At 46.6% G+C, this 25813-nt stretch carries 27 protein-coding genes and 4 tRNA genes; 7 read left to right on the forward strand and 24 right to left on the reverse strand.

Going from position 1 to position 25813, the window contains the following annotated elements:
- Window positions 1-107: 107 nt before the first annotated feature.
- The 8 genes from OW491_RS09240 to OW491_RS09275 form a co-directional block, all read right to left on the reverse strand.
- Window positions 108-182 (reverse strand) — tRNA-Thr (locus OW491_RS09240).
- 70 nt (window positions 183-252) lie between these two features.
- Window positions 253-327, reverse strand: a tRNA-Gly gene (locus tag OW491_RS09245).
- A gap of 16 nt (window positions 328-343) precedes the next feature.
- Window positions 344-427 (reverse strand) — tRNA-Tyr (locus OW491_RS09250).
- A 19-nt stretch (window positions 428-446) separates the two neighbouring features.
- Window positions 447-522, reverse strand: a tRNA-Thr gene (locus OW491_RS09255).
- Window positions 523-542: 20 nt separating this feature from the next.
- Entirely contained in the window at window positions 543-995 is a 453-nt protein-coding gene (locus tag OW491_RS09260) for a hypothetical protein (protein ID WP_290035710.1), read from the reverse strand.
- Window positions 995-1726: a type III pantothenate kinase gene (locus tag OW491_RS09265; protein WP_290035711.1), complete on the reverse strand. Its 732-nt coding sequence runs from the start codon at window positions 1724-1726 to the stop codon at window positions 995-997. The genes OW491_RS09260 and OW491_RS09265 overlap by 1 nt, the downstream gene beginning before the upstream one ends.
- A complete protein-coding gene (gene birA / locus OW491_RS09270; RefSeq protein WP_290035712.1) occupies window positions 1716-2699 on the reverse strand; it encodes a bifunctional biotin--[acetyl-CoA-carboxylase] ligase/biotin operon repressor BirA in 984 nt (327 codons plus the stop codon). Before birA ends, OW491_RS09265 begins: the two co-directional genes overlap by 11 nt.
- Window positions 2700-3206 carry a dihydrofolate reductase gene (locus tag OW491_RS09275; RefSeq protein WP_075174270.1) on the reverse strand — a complete coding sequence of 169 codons (507 nt, stop codon included), beginning with the start codon at window positions 3204-3206 and terminating at the stop codon, window positions 2700-2702.
- A 255-nt stretch (window positions 3207-3461) separates the two neighbouring features.
- Between OW491_RS09275 and OW491_RS09280 the strand changes: the two genes are divergently transcribed.
- The 3 genes from OW491_RS09280 to OW491_RS09290 all read left to right on the forward strand — a co-directional run bounded on the left by OW491_RS09280 (window position 3462) and on the right by OW491_RS09290 (window position 6743).
- Window positions 3462-4040 carry a DJ-1/PfpI family protein gene (locus OW491_RS09280; protein ID WP_178967735.1) on the forward strand — a complete coding sequence of 193 codons (579 nt, stop codon included), beginning with the start codon at window positions 3462-3464 and terminating at the stop codon, window positions 4038-4040.
- Window positions 4041-4137: 97 nt separating this feature from the next.
- Window positions 4138-4407, forward strand: coding sequence for a ribbon-helix-helix domain-containing protein (locus tag OW491_RS09285; protein ID WP_075174272.1), 270 nt, complete (start codon window positions 4138-4140; stop codon window positions 4405-4407).
- Window positions 4408-4571: 164 nt separating this feature from the next.
- Window positions 4572-6743, forward strand: a complete 2172-nt coding sequence (locus OW491_RS09290; protein ID WP_290035714.1) for a 4Fe-4S binding protein — start codon at window positions 4572-4574, stop codon at window positions 6741-6743.
- A gap of 83 nt (window positions 6744-6826) precedes the next feature.
- Here the strand turns inward: OW491_RS09290 and OW491_RS09295 are convergent, their stop codons facing one another.
- Window positions 6827-6985, reverse strand: a complete 159-nt coding sequence (locus tag OW491_RS09295; RefSeq protein WP_075174273.1) for a YqaE/Pmp3 family membrane protein — start codon at window positions 6983-6985, stop codon at window positions 6827-6829.
- A 230-nt stretch (window positions 6986-7215) separates the two neighbouring features.
- Here OW491_RS09295 and OW491_RS09300 point away from each other — a divergent pair, with 230 nt between their 5' ends.
- On the forward strand, window positions 7216-7518 hold the full coding sequence (locus tag OW491_RS09300; RefSeq protein ID WP_075174274.1) for an antibiotic biosynthesis monooxygenase: 303 nt from the start codon (window positions 7216-7218) through the stop codon (window positions 7516-7518).
- 109 nt (window positions 7519-7627) lie between these two features.
- Here OW491_RS09300 and OW491_RS09305 read toward each other — a convergent pair whose 3' ends face one another.
- The 6 genes from OW491_RS09305 to OW491_RS09330 form a co-directional block, all read right to left on the reverse strand.
- A complete protein-coding gene (locus OW491_RS09305; protein WP_075174275.1) occupies window positions 7628-8038 on the reverse strand; it encodes a hypothetical protein in 411 nt (136 codons plus the stop codon).
- Between the two features lie 49 nt (window positions 8039-8087).
- Window positions 8088-8939, reverse strand: coding sequence for a thymidylate synthase (locus OW491_RS09310; RefSeq protein ID WP_290035716.1), 852 nt, complete (start codon window positions 8937-8939; stop codon window positions 8088-8090).
- 17 nt (window positions 8940-8956) lie between these two features.
- The gene (gene lgt, locus OW491_RS09315; RefSeq protein WP_290035717.1) at window positions 8957-9760 is read right to left on the reverse strand and encodes a prolipoprotein diacylglyceryl transferase; all 804 of its coding nucleotides are present in this window, start codon (window positions 9758-9760) and stop codon (window positions 8957-8959) included.
- Window positions 9761-9785: 25 nt separating this feature from the next.
- Window positions 9786-10586, reverse strand: a complete 801-nt coding sequence (locus OW491_RS09320; protein ID WP_075179669.1) for a sulfite exporter TauE/SafE family protein — start codon at window positions 10584-10586, stop codon at window positions 9786-9788.
- Window positions 10587-10711: 125 nt separating this feature from the next.
- The gene (gene ptsP, locus OW491_RS09325) at window positions 10712-12988 is read right to left on the reverse strand and encodes a phosphoenolpyruvate--protein phosphotransferase (RefSeq protein WP_075179668.1); all 2277 of its coding nucleotides are present in this window, start codon (window positions 12986-12988) and stop codon (window positions 10712-10714) included.
- Between the two features lie 38 nt (window positions 12989-13026).
- Entirely contained in the window at window positions 13027-13527 is a 501-nt protein-coding gene (locus tag OW491_RS09330; RefSeq protein ID WP_075174316.1) for an RNA pyrophosphohydrolase, read from the reverse strand.
- A 149-nt stretch (window positions 13528-13676) separates the two neighbouring features.
- On the opposite strand from OW491_RS09330, the gene OW491_RS09335 reads away from it, so the two are divergent.
- The gene (locus OW491_RS09335; RefSeq protein ID WP_290035718.1) at window positions 13677-14333 is read left to right on the forward strand and encodes an HAD family hydrolase; all 657 of its coding nucleotides are present in this window, start codon (window positions 13677-13679) and stop codon (window positions 14331-14333) included.
- 72 nt (window positions 14334-14405) lie between these two features.
- Here the strand turns inward: OW491_RS09335 and OW491_RS09340 are convergent, their stop codons facing one another.
- The 4 genes from OW491_RS09340 to trxA form a co-directional block, all read right to left on the reverse strand.
- Entirely contained in the window at window positions 14406-15467 is a 1062-nt protein-coding gene (locus OW491_RS09340) for a 2Fe-2S iron-sulfur cluster-binding protein (RefSeq protein WP_290035720.1), read from the reverse strand.
- A 1-nt stretch (window position 15468) separates the two neighbouring features.
- The gene (ubiD, locus tag OW491_RS09345; protein WP_290035721.1) at window positions 15469-16944 is read right to left on the reverse strand and encodes a 4-hydroxy-3-polyprenylbenzoate decarboxylase; all 1476 of its coding nucleotides are present in this window, start codon (window positions 16942-16944) and stop codon (window positions 15469-15471) included.
- Window positions 16945-17099: 155 nt separating this feature from the next.
- On the reverse strand, window positions 17100-18359 hold the full coding sequence (rho, locus tag OW491_RS09350) for a transcription termination factor Rho (RefSeq protein WP_075174283.1): 1260 nt from the start codon (window positions 18357-18359) through the stop codon (window positions 17100-17102).
- A gap of 205 nt (window positions 18360-18564) precedes the next feature.
- Complete coding sequence (gene trxA, locus OW491_RS09355; RefSeq protein ID WP_075174284.1) at window positions 18565-18891, reverse strand: thioredoxin TrxA; 327 nt, start codon at window positions 18889-18891, stop codon at window positions 18565-18567.
- 174 nt (window positions 18892-19065) lie between these two features.
- Here trxA and ppx point away from each other — a divergent pair, with 174 nt between their 5' ends.
- Window positions 19066-20589 carry an exopolyphosphatase gene (gene ppx, locus OW491_RS09360; protein WP_075174285.1) on the forward strand — a complete coding sequence of 508 codons (1524 nt, stop codon included), beginning with the start codon at window positions 19066-19068 and terminating at the stop codon, window positions 20587-20589.
- Window positions 20590-20681: 92 nt separating this feature from the next.
- Here ppx and OW491_RS09365 read toward each other — a convergent pair whose 3' ends face one another.
- From OW491_RS09365 to yrfG, 4 genes are all read right to left on the reverse strand, one after another.
- The gene (locus OW491_RS09365; protein ID WP_178967730.1) at window positions 20682-22229 is read right to left on the reverse strand and encodes a phosphoenolpyruvate carboxykinase; all 1548 of its coding nucleotides are present in this window, start codon (window positions 22227-22229) and stop codon (window positions 20682-20684) included.
- Window positions 22230-22403: 174 nt separating this feature from the next.
- Window positions 22404-23279 carry an Hsp33 family molecular chaperone HslO gene (gene hslO, locus OW491_RS09370; protein ID WP_075174287.1) on the reverse strand — a complete coding sequence of 292 codons (876 nt, stop codon included), beginning with the start codon at window positions 23277-23279 and terminating at the stop codon, window positions 22404-22406.
- Window positions 23280-23376: 97 nt separating this feature from the next.
- A complete protein-coding gene (gene hslR / locus OW491_RS09375; protein ID WP_083610192.1) occupies window positions 23377-23772 on the reverse strand; it encodes a ribosome-associated heat shock protein Hsp15 in 396 nt (131 codons plus the stop codon).
- Complete coding sequence (yrfG, locus tag OW491_RS09380) at window positions 23765-24451, reverse strand: GMP/IMP nucleotidase (protein WP_354669560.1); 687 nt, start codon at window positions 24449-24451, stop codon at window positions 23765-23767. Before yrfG ends, hslR begins: the two co-directional genes overlap by 8 nt.
- Window positions 24452-24490: 39 nt before the next feature.
- Between yrfG and nudE the strand changes: the two genes are divergently transcribed.
- Window positions 24491-25033: an ADP compounds hydrolase NudE gene (gene nudE, locus OW491_RS09385; RefSeq protein ID WP_290035724.1), complete on the forward strand. Its 543-nt coding sequence runs from the start codon at window positions 24491-24493 to the stop codon at window positions 25031-25033.
- Between the two features lie 32 nt (window positions 25034-25065).
- On the opposite strand, the gene OW491_RS09390 is transcribed toward nudE, so the two are convergent.
- Entirely contained in the window at window positions 25066-25812 is a 747-nt protein-coding gene (locus OW491_RS09390) for an endonuclease/exonuclease/phosphatase family protein (protein WP_290035726.1), read from the reverse strand.
- Window position 25813: the final 1 nt, after the last annotated feature.

The raw sequence follows: 25813 nt of genomic DNA on the forward strand, positions 1-25813 counted from the left end.
TTACGTTCAAATGATTTCTTAGCCATCGTTAGCTTCCCAAAAAGGTAATACGTGAATCACAAATACAACAAAGGGCAGATATATTGCTACATCTACCCTTCAAATTCTGGAGCTCAAGAGCGGAATTGAACCGCCGACCTCACCCTTACCAAGGGTGTGCTCTACCCCTGAGCTACTTGAGCTTTACCCTAACAGCCTAAACTACAAACATATTAAGCTACTAGATTTACACTTTCGCCCAAAGACATACTCTGGAGCGGGTAGTGGGAATCGAACCCACCTCTTCAGCTTGGAAGGCTGAGGTAATAGCCACTATACCATACCCGCTAAACCGAGCATTATATGGTGGTGGGGGGTGGATTCGAACCACCGAAGCTTGCGCGTCAGATTTACAGTCTGATCCCTTTGGCCACTCGGGAACCCCACCATCAAGGCCACTTCGTAAATGGTGCCGGCACCAAGAGTCGAACTCGGGACCTACTGATTACAAGTCAGTTGCTCTACCAGCTGAGCTATACCGGCTTAACGAAGTGGCGCATATGTTAATGATCAGGTTTTATAGATGCAAGCCCTTTACACACTTTTTTTGCTATTTTTACGTCTGGTTTGCTATCTAAGAGGATTTCATTGATTTTATTGATCATTTTACGATCAAATTTTCCACTTTCGCTGATAAACACCGAGATTTTAACGTGCTCATCCAATTGCGTGTTAATCACCGGCTCTAACCCTTGCTCTACTAAAAAATCGCTAACTTGTGCAATATCGTCTTCATTAGCAGGTATTTCATAATCGAAGCAAACACCCGCCTGATTATTCTGCTTTTGAACAGAGATCGGATCTTGGCCCAACGGCAAATTTAGCTCATTGACCAGCCGTATAGTATGTATATCATTCGACGGCGCCTGCGTCGGGCCAGACGGAGATTCGAGCATACTGAATGCAAATAGCACAACCGCATTAGCCAACAGTAAAAATATAACCCACCATTTCATCACTGTTTATCAGCCCACATGAGTCCGTCCAGTACAAGGTCTGGCACCAATAGCGCACCCGGCATTTGCGCCTGCAGCAAATAACCATCACCACCTGTTATATAAAGCTGCGAACCAGACTTAGACACTTCTTCTAACAATTGACCAGCTAACGCCTGCAATAAGTATCGCGTACCATTATTAACACAGGCTCCGGTATGTGTCCCAGGTTCAATACTCAATAAGTCTTCATCATCATAGCGAACGTTAGCAGTATTATTTAACAAGCTAGCACGCATCATTTGTAAGCCTGGAACAATATACCCACCTAGGTGCTCTCCCTGCGCGCTCAAATAATCAATGGTGATTGCACTTCCGCAATCAACAACGGTAGAGGCCCCGTCATCCTGATGCCGTGCAGCTAACATTGCTAACCAACGATCAACCCCCATCCTAGTAGGCTCTATGTAACTATTGCGCACACCCGCTGCTGAACTTGCTGACACAGCAAATAAAGGCGTTATATCCCAACGTGTTTTTAGTGCCCGCGTGAGTGCTTCGTTAAATTCGCGACCGGCTACTGAGCCTATCCAAATATCGCAAAGCTCATCAAGCACCAATTCTGGCTCATCAATATCAGCAATACGAGACAAAAAGGGCTCTTTCAGACACCGAAGCGCTTTAGTAATCGTGCCGTCAGAAACCCAGCGCCATTTCACAAAGGTATTTCCCACATCTATTTCAAGACGCATGGTAAGCTCTCACGCTAACTTCACCTGCATGAAAATGCTCTACACCGTCAGAGTGATGGATGATCAAGGCTCCTTGCGCATCAACTCCCTGACACTCACCGACCACCTCTCGATGCCCCGAGATAATCCTAACCGGTTGCTGTTGATACGCATGGCACGCGTGCCATGCGTCCTGAAATGCCGCAAAGCCGTCCACTTTAAATTGCTCTAGCATGGGGATAAGGTGATTCAGCACAGTGGCCATTAATTGATTACGAGAGATTGGTGTTTGTGACAGTGAAGACAAATCCGCCCACGGTTGATCTATTCCCTCGCTTGCTTCATCTGACATCGTGACATTGATCCCAACACCAATGACTACTTGGCACTCACCTGATGCATCACCTTGCATTTCGAGCAAAATGCCCGCAAGTTTTTTCGAATCAACCAATAAGTCATTTGGCCACTTTAGCTCAATGCCTGATAAACCCATGGCGGTTAGCGCTTGTTGCAGGGCCAAACCCACAACCAAACTCAGCCCTTCTAGGGCCGCGGCGCCATGAGAAAAATTCCACACCAACGAAAAGTATAAATTACGAGCAAAAGGGCTGACCCATTGGCGTCCGCGCCGCCCTTTACCCGCCGTTTGATACTCAGCCAAATATAGGTGCGCATCCGCTAACCCTTGCTGCATATCACGCATGGCGAGCGTATTGGTTGAGTCAACCACGCGCTGTACGGTAATGTTACGAAGGTGGCGTGCCACCAAATCGCTGCAGTCGGATACAATTCTCTCTTCACAAAGCAGCTCTAAACCGCCGGGCACTCGATATCCGCGTCCACGGATGCTGTATATCTCAACACCCAAGGACTCAAGGTTTTTCATTTGCTTCCAGATAGCACTTCGGCTAATACCTAGATGCTGACCAAGCTCTTGCCCTGAATGAAATTGACCATCCGACAACGCCGCCAATAAACGCTCATCAATAACCATTTATTTGCTCCGCTGATAAACAATGAAGCTGTAGTCATAAGGGTTGGGGCCTTGCGCCGAAAAGTCTTCACGGCCGAGCTCGGTCCATTGCGAGCGATTAAATTCGGGAAAATAAGCATCTCCCTCTATATCCGCATGTACTTGCGTAATATACAAGCGCTCTACTTCAGGCAAAGCTAATGCGTAAATTTGAGCGCCACCAATAATCATTGCCTCGTCTACGCCATCAATTAGCGCCTGACTTTCGGCCAATTCAATGGCCTCAGGTAAAGACATAACAACTTTGATGCCCTGGGCCGTAAAAGAAGCATCTCGACTGATGACGATATTAAGACGCCCCGGCAATGGCTTCCCGATAGATTCAAAGGTCTTACGACCCATAATAATCGGCTTACCCATGGTGGCTTGCTTAAAATATTTGAGATCGCCCGGCAAATACCACGGCAATTTATTGTCTCGACCAATCACACGGTTAGACGACTGTGCGACTATCATTGCTAATCTCATGGGTGACTACCTAACTTAATAGGTAGCGCTCACACGGAGGCTGACCTATCGTTATTATCAATTCTAGGGTGGGCAGTTTACTACAGCCAGAAGCTTGTGCACATTAGCGGCACGTTTACACCGCTAAATACCAATATCTCGCGCTCATCTGCCGCTGAAATTATCGAATGTAGTAACCCACTATTACCCCAAGCCCTCCAACCAAGTCGATACTCCACTTATCGTGCACACATTCACAATAACAAGGAGCATGTAATGTCTAAAAAAATATTATTTTTAGTGGGCGACTACGTTGAAGACTATGAAGTTATGGTGCCATTTCAAGCACTTGCCATGGTTGGCTATACCGTAGAAGCCGTCTGCCCAGACAAGCAAGCTGGCGATTCGATCAGAACCGCTATTCACGACTTTGAAGGTGACCAAACTTACAGTGAAAAGCCCGGCCACAACTTTCAGCTTAATGCAGATTTCGATACCGTTAATACTGACGACTATGTTGGACTTGTCGTTCCCGGCGGCCGAGCACCCGAATACATACGTTTAAATGAGCGCGTTCTTGAGATTACTCGCGAGTTTGCTCAAGCCAATAAGCCTATTGCAGCCGTGTGTCATGGAGCCCAAGTACTAACAGCCGCCGGCATTGTAGAGGGCCGCAAAGTATCCGCTTACCCAGCATGCGCACCTGAAGTTCGCCTATGCGGTGGTGAATACCAAGACATTGCTGTTGACCATGCCTATACTGACGGCAACATCGTTTCAGCACCTGCATGGCCAGCACACCCGGCTTGGTTAAAGCAGTTTTTAGACGTTTTAGGCGCCAAGATAACACTGTAAGAACAAATCGTTCTTACCTAAACAACCTCATAGGTTGATGATACCTGTTACGTGATTTATAAAGAGAGCTAACCTTTGCAGGGAGCTCTCTTTTATTATGTGCCATTTATACTCCAGCACCAGCCCAAGCTTATACGAAACAACAACTCGCTCAGTTAGAATCGAAGGCGCGGTTACAAGCATTCGCTTGGAAAATCATTTTTGGAACATCATTGATGAAATAGCTGAAAGCGAAGAGTCCAGCACTCCCAAGTTCTTGAGCGACCTATACCGTGAAGTGGTCATTCGCCGTGGGGAAACCGGTAACTTTGCTTCACTATTGCGAGTGGTTTGCACTGTCTATCTCGAAAAAATAACGACCACATGATGCAATAACAAAGAATCAGAACTTTAGTCTCAAAAGCCCTACCCCTCTGTACTATTGATAAGCCAACGACTCTGCTCCACAGTTATACCTGATATTCGTTAAACGCCTCCTCCCCCATAACAATAAGTAAAAGCCGGATACCGTGCCGGTAAGGACCGTTTGATATGCTGTACCGTATATTATTGCCACTTTTTGTGGTTGTACATTTGTGGCTGCTAACGAGCGCCGCAGTTCAGGCCAATGAAGCCGTGATGAGCCCTACCTATGCGGGCAAACCACTGGTTGATGGTCTCCCACTACAAGCGCTATTCCCCAAAGCCACCCGTTTTGGCGATAAAGAAGCCGACTTACCTGTCTATGCGGCTTATCAGCTCGATGAGCTGCTTGGATATGCGTGGTTGTCTGATGAGATTAATAATCTTGCCGGTTTTGCAGGTAAGCCAATTAGACTACTGATAGGCCTTAAACCTGACGGATCATTTCAGGATGTCACGGTTATCGATCATCATGAACCCGTTTTTTTACATGGGCTGGGAAACGAATCGATGCATGAGTTTTTAGCGCAGTATCGCAATCGTTCGGTACGTAACCAAATCATTGTTGGCAGCGCACAAAACTCGCAGTTGAGCTCACAATCAGACGGAGGCGCAAGTGGCACGGTTGTTTTTGACGGCGTCACGAAGGCCACTATTTCCGTGATGATAATCAATGATGTCGTGCTATCGACTGCGCTGCAAGTAGCGCGCGCACGCTTGGAAGGCTTTGCATTGCCAACTCAGTCTCGCCTACTTGAAAAACCAATTATTTCGCAGAGCTGGGACGCACTTGCCAACAATAATCTCATACATCAATGGACACTATCGCAAACAGAAGTAGAAGAGTCGTTAGGTCGATCACTCAACAGCTACCCCGAATTTTCAAATACAACAGCGCCAAACACCCCTTTCATCACATTAGCTTATGCCTATCTAAACGCTCCTCAAGTAGGAGTAAACTTGCTTGGCGAAGCACGCTACAAAGCGCTGATGGACCGTTTAACACCTGGCGACCACCTTCTTTGGGTTGGCTCTAGCGGCCTTTACCCCCATGCCGAAGAAAACTACACACCAGCAACCGTTCCATCACGCTTGTCCTTAGACCAAGGAGGCTTATCGGTAGAAATACGCGATATCAATGCACCCAGCGAATTTAATGACATTATTACTCCTGGTGCGCCTCGCTTCTCGACGGCCCATTTTTTAAGAATTAAAGGCAGCGCAGGTTTTGACCCAGGCAGCCCTGTTGATCTTAAGCTACATGTAAACCTTGCAAGAAATCACTTGATTAGCGACAGCGCAACTTTCCTTAGCCACTACCAGCTTCCTGACAGTGAATGGGAACCCGTACAAATAGACACCGCAAAGCCACTACCGTTGTGGATAAAGCTTTGGATGGATCGCTGGGTTAGCGTATGTATTTTATTAATAGGCCTAACTGTTTTAATCGTTAGCTTTATCAAGCAAGACCGCCTAAGTCGCTGGAAACACTTCCATGCTTTTCGCTGGGGGTATTTGGCATTCACTCTCTTTTTCATCGGATTTTATGCGCAAGGCCAATTGTCCGTCGTTAACATTTTCACTTTGTTCCATTCGATAAAAGACGGCTTTGACATCACCATTTTTTTATTAGACCCCGTCATTTTTATCCTGTGGATTGTCACTTTTATTAGTTTATTTATCTGGGGACGCGGACTTTTTTGTGGATGGCTTTGCCCTTTTGGAGCCTTACAGGAAATGTCCTCTTGGTTGGGCAAAAAAATAGGCCTTAAACAGATACGCGTTCCGGCTACACTTCACCGTCGCTTAATCTATCTAAAATATCCCATTATAGGCGGGCTAGTAGCCGTCTCTTTCTATTCATTAACGTGGGCCGAAAAGCTATCTGAAGTAGAACCCTTTAAAACCAGTATAACCTTAGTTTTCATCCGCCATTGGCCATTTGTGCTTTATGCCGTAGGGCTGCTGATTGTAGGGATGTTTATTCATAAGTTTTACTGCCGCTATTTGTGCCCATTGGGCGCAGGCTTGGCAGCTATTGGCTGGTTGCGTCGCTTTGAATTACTAAAACGAGTCGACTTTTGCGGTTCTCCTTGCCAAACCTGCCACCATCGCTGTGAAATAAAAGCCATTAAGAAAAGCGGTGAAATAGACTACAACGAATGCGTACAATGCCTAGAGTGCATCGTTATTTTAAATGATGAGGAGCAGTGCGTTGATAAACTCCTCACACGCAAAAAACAGAAAAAAGCCACTGTTAGCCAACGTATTCCTAGCGTGCAAATACACCAACCGTCTTAACCCGTAGCTTTCTAAGATGCCAGCGCAGATCAAAAAAAGGGCTCACCAGAGCCCTTTTAAACTTAATACGGAAAACACCATCGCTAGCGCTTAGCGATCACCCAAATAGCATGGACAATACCGGGGATGTATCCCAATAAGGTTAATAAGATATTCAACCAAAACGCACCACCGATACCCACCTGAAGAAAAACACCCAATGGCGGCAACAAAATAGCAATAAGCACTCGAATCAAATCCATGACATATACCTCTTTATGATTAAATCATTTAGTAAAGGTAGAGCAGGAACCATGCCACAAATTAAGCTATTGATTTTTAAACACTTAAATAAACCACTATGCAGTTCAGGATAAATTTTTTACACTGATTTTGCAGCTTTTACCGACTGTTAAGGCACTTTATCGCTTTCATGTCGTCCACTCAATTACGCCACTATTCAGGCAAAACGCCACCAGCAAAGGATACTCTCATGTATATCGCTATGAACCGCTTCCGAATTGCATTAGGCAAAGAGCAGGAATTCACAGACATTTGGAAAAACCGAGACAGCCATTTAAGCGAAGTGCCCGGCTTTAAGTCATTTCAATTGCTACGTGGCTCTACCGATGACGAATGCACCTTATTTGCTTCGCATTCTATTTGGGAATCAGAGCAAGCGTTTCGTGATTGGACACAATCAGAAGCTTTCAGAAAAGCACACGCGAATGCGAGTACGTCAAAAGGCATTTATTTAGGCCCCCCTAAGTTTGAGGGCTTTGAGCAAGTCTTATAAAGACTTGCTTATATTCGTTGACTGACAAGCTATGCAGGCAGACCTTATCAACACTTATTCATAGCAGCCTGCGCCATCCGCTATCACTGCCGCAAAAAATAGAAACCCGTTAAGAGCTGCTCTTTAAAGTGCTAAAGTCCTCTTTGAGCAGCTCATGGTAGCGATCAATCATGCTTTGGGCGAGTTCGCTATTGCAACCATCTTGCTCAATAGCTGCTTTGGTTTTCTCGTTGATGGCTTTAGTAAGAACACCCAGCTCATCTCTCGCATCAGCTTCTGTCATTTCAGGGCGTACTTCACTCACTGTTTTAGCCGTCACATCAGTCACTGTTGCTATAGCGCTTTTATACGCGGCTTTTTCTGCCCCTTCATGTGCGTTGCACTCGGATGCAAAAGCTCCGGCAGTGGTGAGCACTTGATACAATTTAATGCTCATAGCTGCATCACGATTTTCTGCAGCATGAGCGCTAGAAAGAGGTAACAACAAGGGTACAAGGATACTTAAATACGATAGTTTCATAACTGACTCCTGTGAAACAGCTGCCCACAGACAGCCTGACAAGACACAATCACACCGAAAAAGGATATTGGATAGGCTCATGATGCTGATAACCTTCCACTTCAAAATCATCCATTGTGACCCAAGTTTCAAGGTCTTCTAGTGATTTTATATCCGGATTAATGTGTAACTTCGGTGGATCAAACGGTTCACGTTGGAGCTGTACATCGCGCATCAGTTCAACTTGATCTTCGTAAATATGTGCATTCACAATATTATGATAAGCCAAACCCGCTTTATGACCGGTAATTTGCGCGATTAATGCTAATAGCGTGAATACTTGAATTTGATTAAACACCAAACCCAGTGGCACATCACAACTGCGCTGATAAGAAGTTAAATGCAACGTATCATTTAATAAAGAGAAAGTGTGGGTATGCATACAAGGTCGCAAGCAGCCCATATGGAACTCACCCGGATTATAAAACGTCAGGATTTCCCCACGGTCATCTATACCTTGGCTTAGGTTATCAATCAGCTTTTTGAGCTGATCAATATGTCCACCATCAGGCTTAGACCAACGACGTCCCTGTACTCCGTATACACGCCCCATATCGTCATCCCCTGTTCGATACGGATTGTTCAGCCATGCCTCATTAAGGTTTGCATTGGCATCCCATGTTTTAGTGCCTAACCGACGGAAATCTGCTGCACTGTCATATCCACGCAAGTAACCAATTAGCTCTGCAATGGCTGATTTCCAAAATGTTTTACGGGTGGTCACCATAGGAAACTGGTTTTGGCCCACATTGTACGTCATGTTTGCATTGATCACGGTAAGACAACGCTTACCGGTTCGCTTATTTTCGATCCACTCGCCCTGATCAATTAACCGCTGACAAAGTGCTAAATATTGTTTCATATCGATGTCCGAACTGACTACGCCTGCTTAGGCTCAGTGTATACATTACGTTGGTATGCCCAAATGATAATAACGATACCAACCACAATCATTGGGAACGACAAAAGCTGCCCCTCTGTCAGCCAGCCAAATGCTAAATAGCCAATGTGCGCATCAGGCTCGCGGAAGAACTCGACAAAACTGCGGAATAAACCATACAGTAATAAAAACAGACCTGATGCCGCTGCTCGCGGTTTAGGCTTACTGGTATACCACCACAGCACCGCAAACATCACCAAGCCCTCTAAGGCTGCCTCATATAACTGAGAAGGATGGCGAGCTACATTATCGCCGATGCGTGGGAAGATAACAGCCCAAGGTACATCAGCTGCGCGCCCCCATAACTCTCCGCCGATAAAGTTCCCAACACGCCCTGCACCTAAACCGATAGGCACCAGCGGAGCTACAAAATCACCAATGTCAAAAAAGGTCTTATGATAACGACGCGCAAACAACGCCAACACCACCAGCACCCCTAACAAGCCTCCATGGAAAGACATGCCCCCTTCCCATACAGCAAACAGCCACAGTGGATTCGCAAGAAATTGATCAAAGTTATAGAACAATACATAACCAAAGCGACCACCGATAACAACACCCAGCGCACCCCAAAAAATAAGGTCTGATATTTGCTCTTCTGTCCACCCAGAGCCTGGCTGCTTGGCGCGCCAAGAGCCTAACCCCCACGCAGCAGCAAAACCAATCAGGTACATCAAGCCATACCAGTGTATCTGTATAAATCCTAAATCCAGTGCAATAGGATCTATGTCATGCACCCACATAAAACGACATCCTTCTTCTTGCTGGTTACAGCAAATTAGCCAGTAAAAAGCGCATTGACACTATGAACAAAAACGCTGCGAATATTTTTTTCAGAAGATCACCCGGTAAGCTATGCGCCCACTTCGCTCCTAATTTAGCAAACAAGGAGCTACTAATGACAATCCCAGCAAAAGCCGGCAAATAAATATAACCTAAGCTATAGGGTGCTACATTTTCATGATTCCACCCCGTGTAAATATTAGTAACAGCGCCCATAACCGCGATGGGCAAACCGCACGCTGCTGACGTTGCAACGGCTTGTTGCATGGAGATTTTTTTCCAAGTAAGGAAGGGTACGGTAAGAGTGCCCCCGCCAATCCCAAAGATCGCGGCTCCCCAACCAATAAAACCACCTGCCCCTGCCAACGTTGGGGTAGTTAGCTCTGAATCTCGGCCTTTGGGGGTAAAACCAAAGGCCATTTGGCAAGCCACCAAGAAAGCAAAAACACCAATAATAATCTGCAAATGGGGCCCGCTCAGCAAATCCGCGGTAAAGGCGCCGAGTACCGCACCGATTGCTATCCCAACCGCCAACGGCTTGAACAAATCCCAGCGCACCGCTCCTCGGCTATGATGAGCCTTAATAGAACTCACCGAGGTAAAAATAATTGTCGCTAACGACGTCGCCACCGCCGCATGCGTCAATACGTCTGCTGACATACCCTGCGCGCTAAAACTAAACACCAACACAGGAACAATAAGTATCCCGCCGCCAATACCAAATAGACCCGCAACGATACCCGCCGCGGCCCCAAGCACTAAATACATCACTAAAGTTAAGAGCATTCACATTTGTCCATACAGGCGTAAATAAGTGCCATTTTACATTAACTTGCTCCATACGCGATGCTCTGTGCGTATAAATGCCTCATGTAAAACGAATTGATAATAAAGAGAAAAATAAGCGAGCGTTATGCAGGCAAATCAGGCTGACTCAGTTGGCCAAGCCCCATTCGTCGAATGGCTTCCGTTAAGAAAGATTGAATTTTATCAGCATCATCCATGCGCCGCACTTTATAGAATAACGTCCTTGCCTGCTCCAACCGCACACCTCTAATGGCTGATTTAACTCGCGGCAGGTTCGTCGCGTTCATAGAGAGCACATCATAGCCCATGGCCATCAATAACAAAGCACCCGCAGGTTCTGATGCCATTTCACCACAGATAGAGACTTGGATTGCCTCTTTATGAGCTTCACGAGCAATATACTCTAAGGCTTTCAACACCGCCGGATGATAGGACATATACAAACCGGCCACGCGCGGGTTGTTGCGATCAACGGCAAGCAAGTACTGAGCTAAGTCATTTGAGCCAACAGAGATAAAATCCACACGTTTAGCAAACAATCGCACCTGATATACCGCTGCCGGAACTTCAATCATCACGCCAACTGGCGGACGCTTAATATCGTGCCCATCTTCTTGAAGCTCGCGAACAGCACGATCGAGCAACCGGTTAGACTCATCTACCTCGTACACACTCGTTACCATTGGCAACATGATACGCAAGTTATCCAAGCCCTCGCTAGCACGCAACATAGCGCGGATCTGAACAAGAAATATCTCCGGATGATCTAAGGTTACTCGGATACCTCGCCACCCTAAGAATGGGTTTTCCTCTTTAATTGGGAAGTAGGGTAGCGACTTATCACCGCCAATATCTAACGTGCGCATCGTTACTGGGTGCGGAGCAAACGCTTCGAGTTGTTTGCGATAAATTTGAGTCTGTTCCATTTCACTAGGGAAGAAGTCACGCACCATGAAAGGAATTTCCGTTCGGTACAAACCGATCCCCTCTGCACCGCGCTCCAATGCTCTGGAAACATCGGCCGTCAACCCCGTGTTAACCCACAAGGGCATACGATGACCATCTTTTGTAATGGCAGGTAGATCTCTTAAGGTTGCTAACTCGGCGGTGACCTCTGCTTGTTCTCGATGGATCTCACGGTAGATCCCCAGCAATTCTTCAGAAGGCTCTACGTACAAGCGCCCTGAGTAACCATCCACAATCACAAGACGGCCATCTAAACGACGAAATGGCAGGTCGACGATTCCCATCACTGTTGGTATACCCATCGAGCGCGCTAAAATAGCCGCATGCGAATTGCCAGAGCCATGTACCGAAACAAGCCCGGCAAGCTTGTCGGTTGAAACTTCCCCTAATATGGTAGGCGAAAGCTCTTCCGCCACTAATATAGCGTTTTCTGGCAGCTCTATATCGCCAGGGTTACTCGCCTCTTGCAAGTAAGTAAGCACTCGCCTTCCAAGATCTCGCACATCGGTTGCACGCTCGCGGAGGTAAGGGTCTTCCATCACAGCAAATTGCGCTGCATTCGTAGTAATCACCTGACTCAATGCCCCTTGAGCCCAGTTCCCTAAGCGGATAACCGTCACCACTTCGCCAGCAATCGCTGAGTCATCTAGCATGCGAAGGTACACATCAAACAGTGCCTTTTCGTCATGGCGTAACTTTTCCGCTAACCGTTCACTGACACCGCGAATATCATTACGTACACGCTCCAATGCGTTATAGAAAATCTGAATTTCTGCATCTATATCGGTAACCGTCTTATCGGGAACCGCATCAAGGTTAGCTAAAGATGCCATAACAACGACAGGACCAATAGCGACTCCCGCGCCGGCTGCTACACCGTCAAAGCGTCGATCAGCCATGCGTGTGGGTGCTCTTTCACGCTGATCCGCACTGCCGGTTGCATCAGCTACTGAGATGAGGCCTGCTAACTGAGCAGATACCGTCACCATGAAGGCTTCTTCGGATTCATCATAGCGACGCGTCGCTTGCTGCTGAACGACCAAGACCCCCAGCACGCGCCGCTGATGAATAATAGGGACACCTAAAAACGCGTGGTAACGTTCTTCACCTGTTTCGGGTAAATAACAGTAAGCCGCATGAGTCTCCGCATCCTCAAGATTAATAGGCTCTGCCCTGCGCGCGACTAAACCTACAATCCCCTCCGATGAAGACAAGGAAGCACGCCCAATCGCATCAACATTAAGCCCTTGGGATGCTCGCAACACATATCGTTGTGTGGGGTGATCAAACAGATACACAGAACAAACATCTGTGTGTAAACCTCGCTGAATACTACGTACAATCATATCAAGCGCAGTCTCCACATTTTGTGCAGAACTCACTTCCTGTACGATTTTACGCAGTAATTCCAGCATTGCTGCTCCTTAATTTAAACGAATTTCGATCCTATCAACTACACTTCTCTCGACTCTAACGTACACAGCCTTGATAGTTTAGGCGATAATTCTTTCATCGCCTTACGGTAGACTTCTCTTTTAAATGAAACAACCTGCCCCAGAGGGTACCAATAACTAACCCAGCGCCATCCATCAAACTCCGGAGAGTCTGTTTCATCAATTATCACAGCATCATCTTGGCTTAACATACGAAGCAAGTACCATTTTTGCTTCTGTCCCACACAAATAGGGTGGGAGTGTTTCCGGATCATGCGCTTAGGCAACCGGTAACGTAACCAGCCACGCGTAACAGCCACAATTTCTACATCGTTAGCTGTGAGGCCTATCTCCTCTTTTAGTTCGCGGAACATTGCCTGTTCCGGGGTTTCATCGTCATTAATGCCACCCTGCGGAAACTGCCAGGCATCCTGTCCGATTCGTCGCGCCCAAAGCACCTGACCCAGAGAGTTAGCCAGAATGATACCTACATTCGGTCTGAACCCATCTGAATCTATCACAATAGTCATCCTAGAAAATTATTACCTTATTGTTCCACACTTCCATCAATCCGCAAATAGCTTGCCAACTTGTTATCACTAATGGGTAGAATAGGCGCTCTTGTTTAGCACTACATGGCATCAACTATTCTTAACGAGGAGCACACAAGGTGAGCTTGGCTATTTTTGATTTGGATAACACGCTATTACATGGCGATAGCGATCACGCATGGGGGGAATTCCTATGTGAGAAAGGCATTGTCGATAGTGAGCTATATCGCCAAGCGAACGACACGTTTTATCATCAGTATGTTGCTGGCACACTCAACATTTATGAGTTTTTAGAGTTCGCTCTTAAGCCGCTAAAAGAACTACCACGGGATCAACTCAACCAACTGCATGAACAGTTTATGCGCGAAAAAGTTGAGCCAATGATTACTGAAAAAGCCGAAGCGCTGCTCAAACAGCACCGCGATAAAGGCGACTTTTTATTGATTATTACGGCAACCAACAAATTTGTGACAGGCCCTATTGCTGCACGCTTGGGTGTTGATGACATCATGGCCACAGACCCTGAAGAAATAAACGGGCAGTACACAGGCAAAGTGGCTGGCACTCCTTGTTTTCAAGGCGGCAAAGTTGAACGTTTAAACGAATGGCTTTCAATGCATGAGCACTCGCTGGCCGGAAGCTCGTTTTACAGTGATTCGCGTAACGACTTACCTTTACTGGAGGTAGTCGAGAATCCGGTAGCGGTCGATGCCGATGAAACATTAACGCAGATTGCTACCGAACGCGGCTGGCCGATAATAAGCTTGCGAGATTAAGGCCTTCAGCCAAGGGAATGAGCCAAACCGATAAACCCCGTCGCCAGACGGGCTTATCGGCTGGCCGATGAATTATTTTTTGGGTCTAGGTGCGTAGGCAAATACGTCTGAGTGCATATTTTTCTCGTCCAGCCCTTTTAGCTCACATGCATCTAGCAAGGCATAAACCATCGCTGGTGATCCACTGGTATAGACAATTGCGTTCTTAAGGGTATCAAAGTCTTGGCTAATAGCATCCGGCAGTAAGTCCGTACGCCCTGTCCAACCGCATTGGTCACCAGGCTCACTTACCACTGGGTGATATACCACATTGCTATGAGTGACAACCCATTCTAGTGGCAGCTCAGGCATGTACAAATCGGCTGCTATCCTCGCTCCCCAGTAAAAATGAATAGGGTTTTGCACTCCTTGTGCTAATAAATGCTCGATGATGCTTTTCATTTGCGAGAAGCCAGTACTGGCCGCCGCTAAAATGATAGGCGTTTCTCCATCCATAGTGGCCGCGTTAACGAAGCAGTCTCCTTTAGGAATTTCTACATCAATCGTTTTCTCGGTTTGCAGCGTAGTGACGATTGCTTTTGAAAACTCGCTTGCATCGCGTATATGCAACTCTAGCAAACGGCCGGCCTCGGGCGCGCTGCCAATTGAAAAAGCGGCTTTTCGCTCATCCGGCATAATAATTTCAAGGTATTGGCCGGCGAAATATTCTACCGCCTGCGATGCGGTAGGTGGCATACGTAAGGTGACTTTATAAACGTCGTAATTCAGGCCTTCAACCTGAACGATATCACATGTAAGGCGTTTCACTATCTGTTCTCCAGGGCGTTTTAACCCTTTGATATGTACCCATAGATCACTTAACGGGGTGGATGTACACGCTAACCCCATAACCACTGGCTGTTGATGATCCTGCATTTCATTATCCTGGCGAAGTCTTTTTTCAGGATAACGCTGTTGCACACTTCCTTTAAGCAAAGTGAACTCACAAATTTCGCAGACGCCATTCCGACAACTGCGAGGCATTCTATAGCCATGCGACTCTAGGGTTTCTAAAATGGTATCACCCGGCTCAACAACCAAGGCTTGCGCATGGTCATTAAGCCGAATCGTCAACGGAACTGGCTGACCGGCCATGTTACAGGATACCTAAACTATCCCAAATATCATCAACATGCTGTTTGACCGCCTCATCCATTTTGATTGGTTCCCCCCACTCTCGAGTGGTTTCACCCGGCCATTTATTGGTCGCATCCATCCCCATTTTAGAGCCTAAGCCTGATACGGGCGAGGCAAAGTCTAAGTAGTCAATGGGGGTGTTATCAATCAACAAGGTATCACGCGAGGGGTCCATCCGCGTTGTAATCGCCCAAATGACATCATTCCAATCACGGGCATTAACATCGTCATCACACACAATAACGAACTTGGTGTACATAAACTGTCGCAAAAACGACCAAACCCCCATCATCACGCGCTTAGCATGCCCGGGGTATTGCTTCTTCATTGTCACAACCGCCATACGATAGGAACAACCTTCCGGCGGCAAATAAAAATCAACAATCTCTGGAAATTGTTTTTGAAGAATAGGCACAAACACTTCATTGAGTGCCACTCCTAATATAGCAGGCTCATCTGGGGGGCGGCCGGTATAAGTACTGTGATAGATAGGGTTAGGGCGATGTGTAATACGCTCAACCGTAAACACGGGAAACTGATCAACTTCGTTGTAGTAGCCAGTATGATCCCCAAACGGCCCTTCATCCGCCATTTCGTCAGGGTAAATATAGCCTTCCAAAATAAACTCAGCACTGGCCGGCACTTGCAAGTCACTTCCAATACAGGTGGTCAATTCCGTTTTTCCACCACGCAATAAACCCGCAAACGCATACTCAGATAAGGTATCCGGCACAGGCGTTACCGCACCGAGAATTGTTGCCGGATCAGCCCCTAGCGCAACAGCAACCGGGAAAGGCTCGCCTGGGTGCTTTTCTTTCCATTCTCTAAAATCGAGCGCCCCCCCGCGATGAGCCAGCCAACGCATGATCAGCTTGTTCTTGCCAATCACCTGTTGGCGATAAATACCTAAGTTTTGGCGTGTCTTATTAGGGCCGCGAGTAATGACTAATGGCCAAGTAACCAACGGGCCCGCGTCGCCGGGCCAACAGGTTTGAATAGGAATAGTCCCTAAATCGACATCATCCCCTTCTATAACATGGCTTTGGCAAGGTGCATTCTTAATCACCTTAGGCCCCATATTCATTACTTGTTTGTATAAAGGGAGCTTATCCCAAGCATCGCGCATACCTTTTGGCGGCTCGGGCTCTTTTAGCATAGCGAGCAGCTTACCAACTTCTCGCAAAGCCGTGACACTACTCTCGCCCATACCCAGAGCTACTCGTTCGGGCGTTCCAAACAAATTAGCCAGTACGGGGTAATCATAACCCTTAGGGTTTTCAAACAAGAGAGCCGGACCTTCAGCACGGAGTGTGCGGTCGCAAATCTCAGTCATTTCTAAATGAGGGTCGATCTCTTGTGAGATACGCTTAAGCTCGCCACGTTCTTCGAGTACCGCAATAAAATCACGAAGATCTTTATATTTCAGCGTCGACATCGTTATCCTTATAAATTGGCAACTGTCAGGAATACTAGCGAGGTAGACAACCGCGCTCGTTCATCGACTCTATGTACGAACGAGTCGCTCCTACCGTGCAAAAAAACTAAAAAAAAGGGCAAGCCTCAGCTCACCCTTTTCATATTACACGACCTTTACTTTCGCTTCATGGAAAGGAAAAACTCGTCGTTTGTCTTAAAGTCTTTTAGCTTGTCGATCACGAACTCAGTTGCTGCTGAATCGTCCATAGAATCGAGCAACTTACGCAGAATCCACATACGCTGTAATTCGTCTTCGCTAGTTAGCAAGTCTTCACGGCGCGTGCCGGAACGACGAATATTGATAGCAGGGAACACACGGCGCTCTGCGATTTTACGATCCAAATGAACTTCTGAGTTACCCGTACCTTTAAATTCTTCAAAGATAACTTCGTCCATTTTAGAGCCGGTATCAACCAATGCGGTTGCAATAATGGTTAAGCTACCGCCTTCTTCGATGTTACGTGCCGCACCGAAGAAACGCTTAGGACGCTCCAAAGCATGCGCATCAACACCACCGGTTAGTACTTTACCGGATGACGGGATGACCGTGTTATAGGCACGAGCTAAACGCGTAATGGAGTCAAGCAGGATAACAACATCCTTTTTGTGCTCAGTTAAACGTTTCGCTTTTTCGATAACCATTTCGGCTACCTGTACGTGACGTGCTGGTGGCTCATCAAATGTAGAAGCGACCACTTCACCGCGAACGGTACGCTGCATGTCGGTAACTTCCTCAGGTCGCTCATCGATCAACAACACGATCATATGGCATTCTGGGTTGTTACGCGTAATGCTATTCGCGATGTTTTGCAGCATTAAGGTTTTACCCGCTTTGGGCGGAGATACGATCAGCGCACGCTGACCTTTACCCATCGGGGACACCAAATCCAATACACGAGCAGTAATATCTTCCGTACTGCCGTTACCTTGCTCCATGCGTAAGCGCTCTTGCGCAAACAACGGTGTCAGGTTTTCGAATAAGATTTTGTTTTTAGCGTTTTCCGGACGGTCATAGTTAATTTCATTAACTTTGAGCAGTGCGAAATAGCGTTCGCTATCTTTTGGCGGGCGAATTTTGCCCGCGATAGTGTCGCCTGTACGCAAATTGAAACGACGGATTTGACTAGGAGATACATAAATATCATCCGGCCCGGCTAAGTAAGATGAGTCTGCTGAACGCAGGAATCCAAAGCCGTCCTGAAGTATCTCCAGAACACCATCACCATAAATATCTTCGCCACTTTTAGAGTGCTTTTTAAGAATTGCGAAAATAACATCTTGTTTTCTAGAACGAGCCAAGTTGTCGAGGCCCATTTCCTGAGCAATTTCTAGCAGCTCAGGTACGCTTTTTGTTTTTAATTGGGTAAGGTTCATATGCTTGTGATGAATTGCCAGAGTCGGCTGATATTGAAGGAAAAATAAGAGGAAAACTTACAGAATCAAGTGTGAAGAAAGACGCAATTAATGAAGCGGTCACGCTTGACGTTTTTAAATATAGAAGGTTGCACCACCGGTGTCTAGTAAAAAGGAGAATAAAATCGCTAAAAGACGATAATTTTCTCCTTTCTTCGCCAATCAGCTACAGATTCGCGTCAACAAAAGCAGCTAATTGTGATTTTGACAAGGCGCCAACCTTAGTTGCTTCAACATTTCCGCCTTTAAACAACATCAGTGTTGGAATACCACGAATGCCAAATTTAGGCGGCGTGTCGCTGTTTTCATCAATGTTGAGTTTGCAGATCTTAAGACGACCATCGTACTCTTTGGCAATCTCTTCCAGAACTGGCGCTATCATTTTGCATGGACCACACCATTCAGCCCAGTAATCAACCAGAACGGGAACTTCTGCTTTTAATACATCATCATCAAAAGACGCATCAGTAACATTTACGATATTTTCGCTCATCGAACCTCTCTCCAAACGCACCTGAGTTTCGTGCTTTATCTTCTTTGGGTATCGATAATACCACCGCTACCAAAAAAAAGTGAACCTATTAAAGGAATGTTGTTATCGACTGATTCTGTAACAGTGTTCTGGTAATCTAAATAAAAATAGCTTTTTGAGTAGAAGACCCATTGCATGGATAACAGTGATAACGCCACAACAATCACCGAAGACGGTGCTTTATTAGCCGCCATTGACCTCGGTTCTAATAGCTTTCATATGGTCGTTGCCAAGCTTTTTCAAGGCGAGCTAACAACCGTTGACGTCATGTCCGATAAAGTTCAGCTGGCCGCCGGTATGAATGGCGATAAAATGTTAGGTGAAGAGGCGATAGAACGCGGCCTCAACTGTTTGCGCCGCTTTGCTCAACGCATCAGCGCAATCCCTCGCAGTGCAATCAAAATAGTCGGCACGAACGCTCTACGCGAAGCTCACAACAGTTCAGCATTTGCCACTCAGGCTGAAAAAATCTTAGGAGTGCCGTTAGAGATCATTGCCGGACGAGAAGAAGCGCGCCTTATTTATTTGGGTGTTTCACATACATTGGCTGATGTAGCCGGTGCACGACTCGTTGTGGATATAGGTGGAGGCAGCACCGAGTTTATCATCGGTGAACGCTTTGAACCCCTCGAAACAGAAAGTTTAGATATGGGCTGCGTCAGTTTCACACAGCGTTTTTTTAATGACGGAAAGATGAACGCGACTAACTTTCGTCGAGCAGAATTCGCTGCCAAACAAGAGCTACTTTCTATCCGCGAGCGCTATCGCCAAGTAGGCTGGTCCAGTAGCGTGGGAGCATCAGGCTCAATCAAAGCGATCCGTAACGCCTGTGTTGAGTGCGGGTTTACTGATAATGAAGAAATAACGCCCAAATCGTTGGCCAAACTTAAGGATAAATTCCTCTCGTTTGATACCGTTTCAGATCTAGACATACCCGGCATAAAGCAAGAGCGTTTAGCGATTTTGCCAGCAGGTTTAGCTATTTTGACGGCACTTTTTGAATCGCTTGGTGTTAAGTCTATGGGCTTTTCGACCGGTGCTCTACGCGAAGGGTTGCTCTATGACATGGCGGGACGTTTACAGCATGAAGACGTACGCGAACGTTCAATATCGGCTTTGTGCCAGCGTTATCACGTTGATTTAACGCACGCGCAACGTGTTGAACATACCGCTATGATTTTGTTAGCTCAGGTAAAAAGCGCTTGGGAGCTCGACTCGCCTGAGTATCATGATTTACTGGCATGGGCTGCGCGCACCCACGAAGCAGGGCTAACCATTGCCCACAGCCAATTCCATAAGCACAGCGCCTACCTTGTACAGCACTCTGATTTGGCGGGCTTTACGAGTTCAGAGCAACAGTTATTAGGTTTTCTTGTGCGCGCTCATCGCCGTAAATTCCCTAAAGATGAGTACAAGCTACTGCCTGATAATCGCCAAGAAGCCATGAAGCGACTTTGCGTATTACTACGCCTTGGAGTGATTCTAAATCGCAGCCGTGACGATGTTCGCTTACCCGCGTTGAGCTTACAAGTTGATGATAAAGACATGCAGCTCACCTTCCCTGAAGGCTGGTTCCCGCAGCACCCCTTAACGGAAGCAGATCTTGAGCAAGAGCAAGATTACCTCAAGCATATTGATATCAATCTATCAGTAAGCTAGTACTCGCTTACCGCATAAGCAATATATTATAAGGCTCTACAAACAAAAACGCCCCTGAATCATCAGAGGCGTTTTTACTTAACCAGCGAAGCTTATTGTTGAGGACCTGCCGCAACAATCTCTTCTGCAACACCGCTAAACTTGGTGAAGTTATCCACAAACTGGCTAATCAACTTACCAGCCGCATCGTCATAAGCGGCTTTGTCAGCCCACGTATCACGAGGGTTTAGCAAGCTTGATTCGACACCCGGCACTGCCAACGGTACGTCAAGGTTAATACCGTCTAAGTGCTGAGTCTCAACACCTTCTAATGCGCCGCTTTGGATCGCTGCGATGATACCGCGCGTTGTAGGAATGCTGAAACGCGAACCTGTACCATAAGAACCACCAGTCCAACCGGTGTTAACCAGGTAAACTTGTGATCCAAACTCTTCAATACGCTTAATCAATAACTCAGCGTACTCACGCGCTGGGCGTGCAAAGAATGGAGCACCAAAACAAGTGGAGAAGGTAGATTTAATACCACCACCAGAACCCATTTCGGTTGAGCCGACTAACGCCGTGTAACCAGACAAGAAATGATAAGCCGCCGCTTCTTTCGATAAGATAGAAACCGGTGGTAACACACCTGTTAAGTCACATGTCAGGAATACGATGCCTTTCGGCTCACCACCCATGTTAGTCTCTGAACGTTTTTCAACGTGCTCTAACGGGTAAGCACAACGACCATTTTCTGTCAGTGTTGTATCGTCGTAATCAGCCGTACGGTTTTCATCCAGCGTGACGTTTTCAACAATTGAACCAAAACGAATCGCATCCCAAATGATAGGCTCGTTTTTCTTACTGAGGTTAATGGTTTTAGCGTAGCAACCACCTTCCAAGTTGAAGACAACACCTTTGCCCCAGCCGTGCTCATCATCACCAATAAGGTAACGATCAGGGTCAGCGGACAGTGTAGTTTTACCTGTTCCGGACAAACCAAAGAACAATGTTGTGCTGTTATCTTCACCAATGTTGGCAGAGCAGTGCATTGGAAGTACGTCTTTTTCTGGCAAAAGGAAGTTCTGTACAGAGAACATCGCTTTTTTCATCTCACCAGCATAACGCATACCCGCGATCAGGACTTTGCGTTTAGCAAAGTTGAGGATCACACAGCCATCGCTCTTAGTACCATCACGCTCAGGCACACATTCAAAGCCAGCAGCGTTAATAATCTGCCATTCTTCCTTGGACTTAGTGTTGTATTCAGCGGGACGGATAAACAAATTGATACCGAACAAATTTTGCCACGCTGTTTCGGTCGCCATGCGAACCGGCAGGTAGTGGCTTGGATCAGCACCAACATGTACGTTGGAGACAAAGTGCTCTTTACCAGCTAGATACTCTTCAACACGACTCCACAGCGCATCGAATTTTTCTGAATCGAAGGGACGGTTAATATTACCCCAGTCGATCGCATCAGCAGTGCTTGGCTCTTCAACGATGAAACGGTCCATCGGAGAACGGCCTGTACGCTTGCCGGTAGTGACAACCAGAGCGCCGGTATCTGCTAACGTGCCTTCGCCTCTATTGATTGCATGTTCAATCAACTCAGCACGTGTCAGATTTAAGTGAACGGTATTCTCAGTTTCTTTGGTCATTACTGGATTCCCTTGGCTCGCGCCAAAAACGTTACCTGAAAAGCAAAAATCCCCTGAGTCTGCCTAAGGCAGTTATTATAGTATTGTGGGGGCGGTGATATTATCACAAAAACTCGTGCCAAGTTCTATGAGCAAAACGACGAATACACCGCATGCTCTTGTTCTCAGCCTAATTTAGTGAACTTGATCTGATTTGGGCACATGTGCGGAATCGCTAAACATGGCTTTAATGTCCGTTTCATCAAAACGATAGTGGGCATTACAAAACTGACAGCCAACCTCGATAACTCCTTGTTCGGCAATCATTTCTGAGAGCTCTTCTTGGGTCATAAACTGTAAAGCATTGGCGCTACGCTCACGTGAGCAGTCACACTTAAATACGACAGGATCAGGATCAAAGAGACGGCAGTTTTCTTCATGAAATAGGCGGTACAGCAGCGTTTCGTTATCTAACTCAAGCAGCTCTTCAGACTTGAGCGTCGCCCCAATATGCGAAATATGCTCCCAGTCATTCTCTTTCGTTCCTACGGCTGGCATCACCTGCAGCAAAAAGCCGGCGGCGCGTTGATCATCAGCCGCTAGGTGAATTTGAGTAGGCAATTGTTCAGACTGTAAAAAGTAATCTGTTAAGCAATCCGACAAGGTATCTTTTTCCAGCGGTACAATACCCTGATAGCGCTGTCCTGATTCTGGCTCTACAGTGATGACTAAATGTCCAGCATCGCCGATTAAATCAATAATATTAGCGCTATCATCCACCTCACCCTCATAGCGAGCAATGGCACGGCATTCGCGATTCTGGTTAATTTCGGCCATCAATGCGCGAACCCGACCACTCCCTTGGGCTTGCAATAAAAGACGGCCTTCAAATTTGAGAGTCGTACTTAACAGGGAAACAGCGGCTAGCATTTCGCCTAGTGCTTGGCGAATAGCCATCGGATACTCATGCAATGCTAAGATATCTTGGTAAGTCTCTTCTATACCTACCACCACGCCACGAATGTCGAGGTTATCAAATAAAATACGTTGGATTTGATCAGGATTACTCATGGCTTATTCTCTCGCTGACACCGGTTTGCGCTTATTAGGCTAACCAGCGGCTTTTTAGATATCATTGATGGCCGCATTTTATCACAGAGTTTCGCAATCATCCGCGCTGAAGCTCTTTAACTTCGAGTAACTGACGACGGCTGCGTTTATCGGGTCGGTGGCCAGGATTCAAGGAAGCGCCACCCATGGCTTTACGCTCTAAAGCACGCTTCTCTCGACGTTCAATACTGTCAGCCGTTTCTTCGTATAACAGCTGAGCTTCTGGCGCCCCACGACGCTGTCCCGATAACGCTTTAATCACGATGATGCGTTCATCCATACCTTGACGAACCTGCAAGGTAGCCCCCACTTCAACCACTTTGCTGCATTTAGCGCGCTGGCCTTCGTAATGGACTTTGCCACCTTCAATCATCTGTTTAGCTATCGCCCGCGTTTTATAAAAGCGCGCGGCCCAGAGCCATTTATCCAAACGTATTTTTTCTTGATCAGACATCGCGGTTGACTCCTTTAGGAATAATTTCACTAAACTCATCGAGGATCATAAACTCGTTATTTGGCTTTTCCTCACCTTGGCTATCAGGCTTTAAGATAGAAAGTAAATAGCGAATGCCATAGCGTTGCGCAGAACGTAGCACGGGCAAACTGTCATCTATAAATAACGTATGGTGTGGATCAAAAGGCTCGATATCCTGCAGGCAATCCCAAAATTCGGCCTTTTCTTTAGGCTCCTGAAAATCGTGTGAGCTAATGATCCGATCCACCCGATCTCCTAGATCGGTATGCTCTAACTTAAGATCCAAACTACCTCGATGGGCATTGGTAATAATGACCGAGCGCATGCCCGCGTTCTGTATCGCGGCTAAAAAGTCCTGAACGTGCGGCCGAAAGCTAATGCGGTCCGTAATTTCTCGTTTGAGTGCAACAATATCCACTTGTAGCTCTTGAGACCAATAGTCCAAGCAATACCAATTCAGCGTCCCGTGCTCTTGCATAATGCGTTGATGGAGCCAAGTACGTACTTCAACAGGATCCAATTGATGCAGCTCGGCATAGCGTAACGGCAGGTGTTCTAACCAAAAATGTGAGTCAAAGTGAAGGTCGAGTAATGTGCCGTCCATATCCAACAGCACTGTATCAATACTAGACCAATCCAACATAGCAGGTACAATCAAGAGGCTACCCTTTCTTAATCATTAGGATGTGACAACAGTATGCCCGTGAAGCCCGATCTTTTGAAGGTAACTCCCACCGCAAAGAGCCGATTGTTTCAGGTTGAGGAGCTAGAGTTACGATTCAGCAATGGTGTTGAACGTACGTATGAGCGTTTGGCCTCGCGAGGTAATGGTGCTGTGATGATTGTTGCCATCGATGATGACGACAACGCCATTCTTATCCGCGAATATGCTGGCGGTATTAACGATTACGTACTGACGCTTCCTAAAGGGTTGATAGACCCTGGCGAAGATGCGCCAACGGCAGCCAACCGTGAGCTAAAAGAAGAAGCAGGGGTTGGCGCCAATAGCATTTCTATATTACGAGAAATGACAACCGCACCGAATTACATGGGCCATAAGATCACAGCTCTGATAGCGCAAGACTTATATCCGTGTAAATTAGAGGGCGACGAGCCTGAACCTTTAGAAGTGATACGCTGGCCTCTACGTGATTTAGATACCTTGATTTATCGCGAGGATTTTTCAGAAGGCCGCTCTATTGCTGCACTATTGATGGTTAAACAAAAGCTGGGGTTGTAGACAGCAATCCTAGCGGCATTCCTAATCCAAGTTTAAATATCAATGGATAAGGTCGCTAAGACCGGATTATGATCAGAGATGGCCACGTCAATGGCGCTGGCCTGCTCTACCCGAAGACCGCGATAAAATACGTAATCTAACGGGTGAGACAAAAAGCATTTTATATGCTGTTTATCAGTAAACTCGACTTCGCGTAACCCTAAACGTGTCATGAGTGCTCGTAAGTGGTTAATGCGCTTTAGGTTCCATGTATTAAAGTCCCCCGCTATGATCAACGGCCCTTTATGATGAGCAATCAACTGGCTAATACTGGCCATCTCTTCATAAAAGTATTGGTTAAACACAAAATTAATAGCATGAACATTGACCACCAGCAGGTCACCCCCGCCTTTCACTGGATGATGAGTCACCAGTGCACTTTTGTGCGTCGCTAACATTAGCTCTTGGCGCTGAGAAATAAACGGCGTACTTTGATCACATCGCACATTGAACGCGCTCATAACACCAAACAACTCTTTACGCGTTTGGATATTAGGCGACATCGACCACGAGTAACCATGCAGGTCAAACTCTTCTTTTTGAAATGTCCGCGCCTCTTGCAGTAACACTAGGTTTATGGGCGTTTGCTCCAGCAAGCCGCCTATCACTGAGCGAAATACCGGTTTACCACTAAGTTTAGCGACATTCCAACTTAGTAACGTTAACCGCGTTGGGCACAGGTCATTTTGGTGCCTCAGTCGCGTATATTGGTCAGTTGTTGGCGGTCTTGGCTTTAACATC

Origin of the sequence: Neptunomonas sp. CHC150 (genome assembly GCF_030397555.1) — a bacterium.
Taxonomy (GTDB): Bacteria; Pseudomonadota; Gammaproteobacteria; order Pseudomonadales; family Balneatricaceae; genus Neptunomonas; species Neptunomonas phycophila.

Excerpts from the sequence above, each read along its gene's own strand:
- trxA (WP_075174284.1), bottom strand. The coding sequence starts at position 18,891 with ATGAGCGAAAATATCGTAAATGTTACTGATGCGTCTTTTGATGATGAT.
- OW491_RS09305 (WP_075174275.1), bottom strand. The coding sequence starts at position 8,038 with ATGAAACTATCGTATTTAAGTATCCTTGTACCCTTGTTGTTACCTCTT.
- OW491_RS09260 (WP_290035710.1), bottom strand. The coding sequence starts at position 995 with ATGAAATGGTGGGTTATATTTTTACTGTTGGCTAATGCGGTTGTGCTA.
- OW491_RS09320 (WP_075179669.1), bottom strand. The coding sequence starts at position 10,586 with ATGCTCTTAACTTTAGTGATGTATTTAGTGCTTGGGGCCGCGGCGGGT.
- OW491_RS09340 (WP_290035720.1), bottom strand. The coding sequence starts at position 15,467 with ATGGCCGGTCAGCCAGTTCCGTTGACGATTCGGCTTAATGACCATGCG.
- ptsP (WP_075179668.1), bottom strand. The coding sequence starts at position 12,988 with ATGCTGGAATTACTGCGTAAAATCGTACAGGAAGTGAGTTCTGCACAA.
- OW491_RS09280 (WP_178967735.1), top strand. The coding sequence starts at position 3,462 with ATGTCTAAAAAAATATTATTTTTAGTGGGCGACTACGTTGAAGACTAT.
- OW491_RS09390 (WP_290035726.1), bottom strand. The coding sequence starts at position 25,812 with ATGTTAAAGCCAAGACCGCCAACAACTGACCAATATACGCGACTGAGG.
- lgt (WP_290035717.1), bottom strand. The coding sequence starts at position 9,760 with ATGTGGGTGCATGACATAGATCCTATTGCACTGGATTTAGGATTTATA.
- ubiD (WP_290035721.1), bottom strand. The coding sequence starts at position 16,944 with ATGTCGACGCTGAAATATAAAGATCTTCGTGATTTTATTGCGGTACTC.
- OW491_RS09295 (WP_075174273.1), bottom strand. The coding sequence starts at position 6,985 with ATGGATTTGATTCGAGTGCTTATTGCTATTTTGTTGCCGCCATTGGGT.
- hslO (WP_075174287.1), bottom strand. The coding sequence starts at position 23,279 with ATGAGTAATCCTGATCAAATCCAACGTATTTTATTTGATAACCTCGAC.
- OW491_RS09365 (WP_178967730.1), bottom strand. The coding sequence starts at position 22,229 with ATGACCAAAGAAACTGAGAATACCGTTCACTTAAATCTGACACGTGCT.
- nudE (WP_290035724.1), top strand. The coding sequence starts at position 24,491 with ATGCCCGTGAAGCCCGATCTTTTGAAGGTAACTCCCACCGCAAAGAGC.
- hslR (WP_083610192.1), bottom strand. The coding sequence starts at position 23,772 with ATGTCTGATCAAGAAAAAATACGTTTGGATAAATGGCTCTGGGCCGCG.
- ppx (WP_075174285.1), top strand. The coding sequence starts at position 19,066 with ATGGATAACAGTGATAACGCCACAACAATCACCGAAGACGGTGCTTTA.
- OW491_RS09290 (WP_290035714.1), top strand. The coding sequence starts at position 4,572 with ATGCTGTACCGTATATTATTGCCACTTTTTGTGGTTGTACATTTGTGG.
- OW491_RS09285 (WP_075174272.1), top strand. The coding sequence starts at position 4,138 with ATGTGCCATTTATACTCCAGCACCAGCCCAAGCTTATACGAAACAACA.
- OW491_RS09310 (WP_290035716.1), bottom strand. The coding sequence starts at position 8,939 with ATGAAACAATATTTAGCACTTTGTCAGCGGTTAATTGATCAGGGCGAG.
- birA (WP_290035712.1), bottom strand. The coding sequence starts at position 2,699 with ATGGTTATTGATGAGCGTTTATTGGCGGCGTTGTCGGATGGTCAATTT.
- OW491_RS09275 (WP_075174270.1), bottom strand. The coding sequence starts at position 3,206 with ATGAGATTAGCAATGATAGTCGCACAGTCGTCTAACCGTGTGATTGGT.
- OW491_RS09265 (WP_290035711.1), bottom strand. The coding sequence starts at position 1,726 with ATGCGTCTTGAAATAGATGTGGGAAATACCTTTGTGAAATGGCGCTGG.
- rho (WP_075174283.1), bottom strand. The coding sequence starts at position 18,359 with ATGAACCTTACCCAATTAAAAACAAAAAGCGTACCTGAGCTGCTAGAA.
- OW491_RS09300 (WP_075174274.1), top strand. The coding sequence starts at position 7,216 with ATGTATATCGCTATGAACCGCTTCCGAATTGCATTAGGCAAAGAGCAG.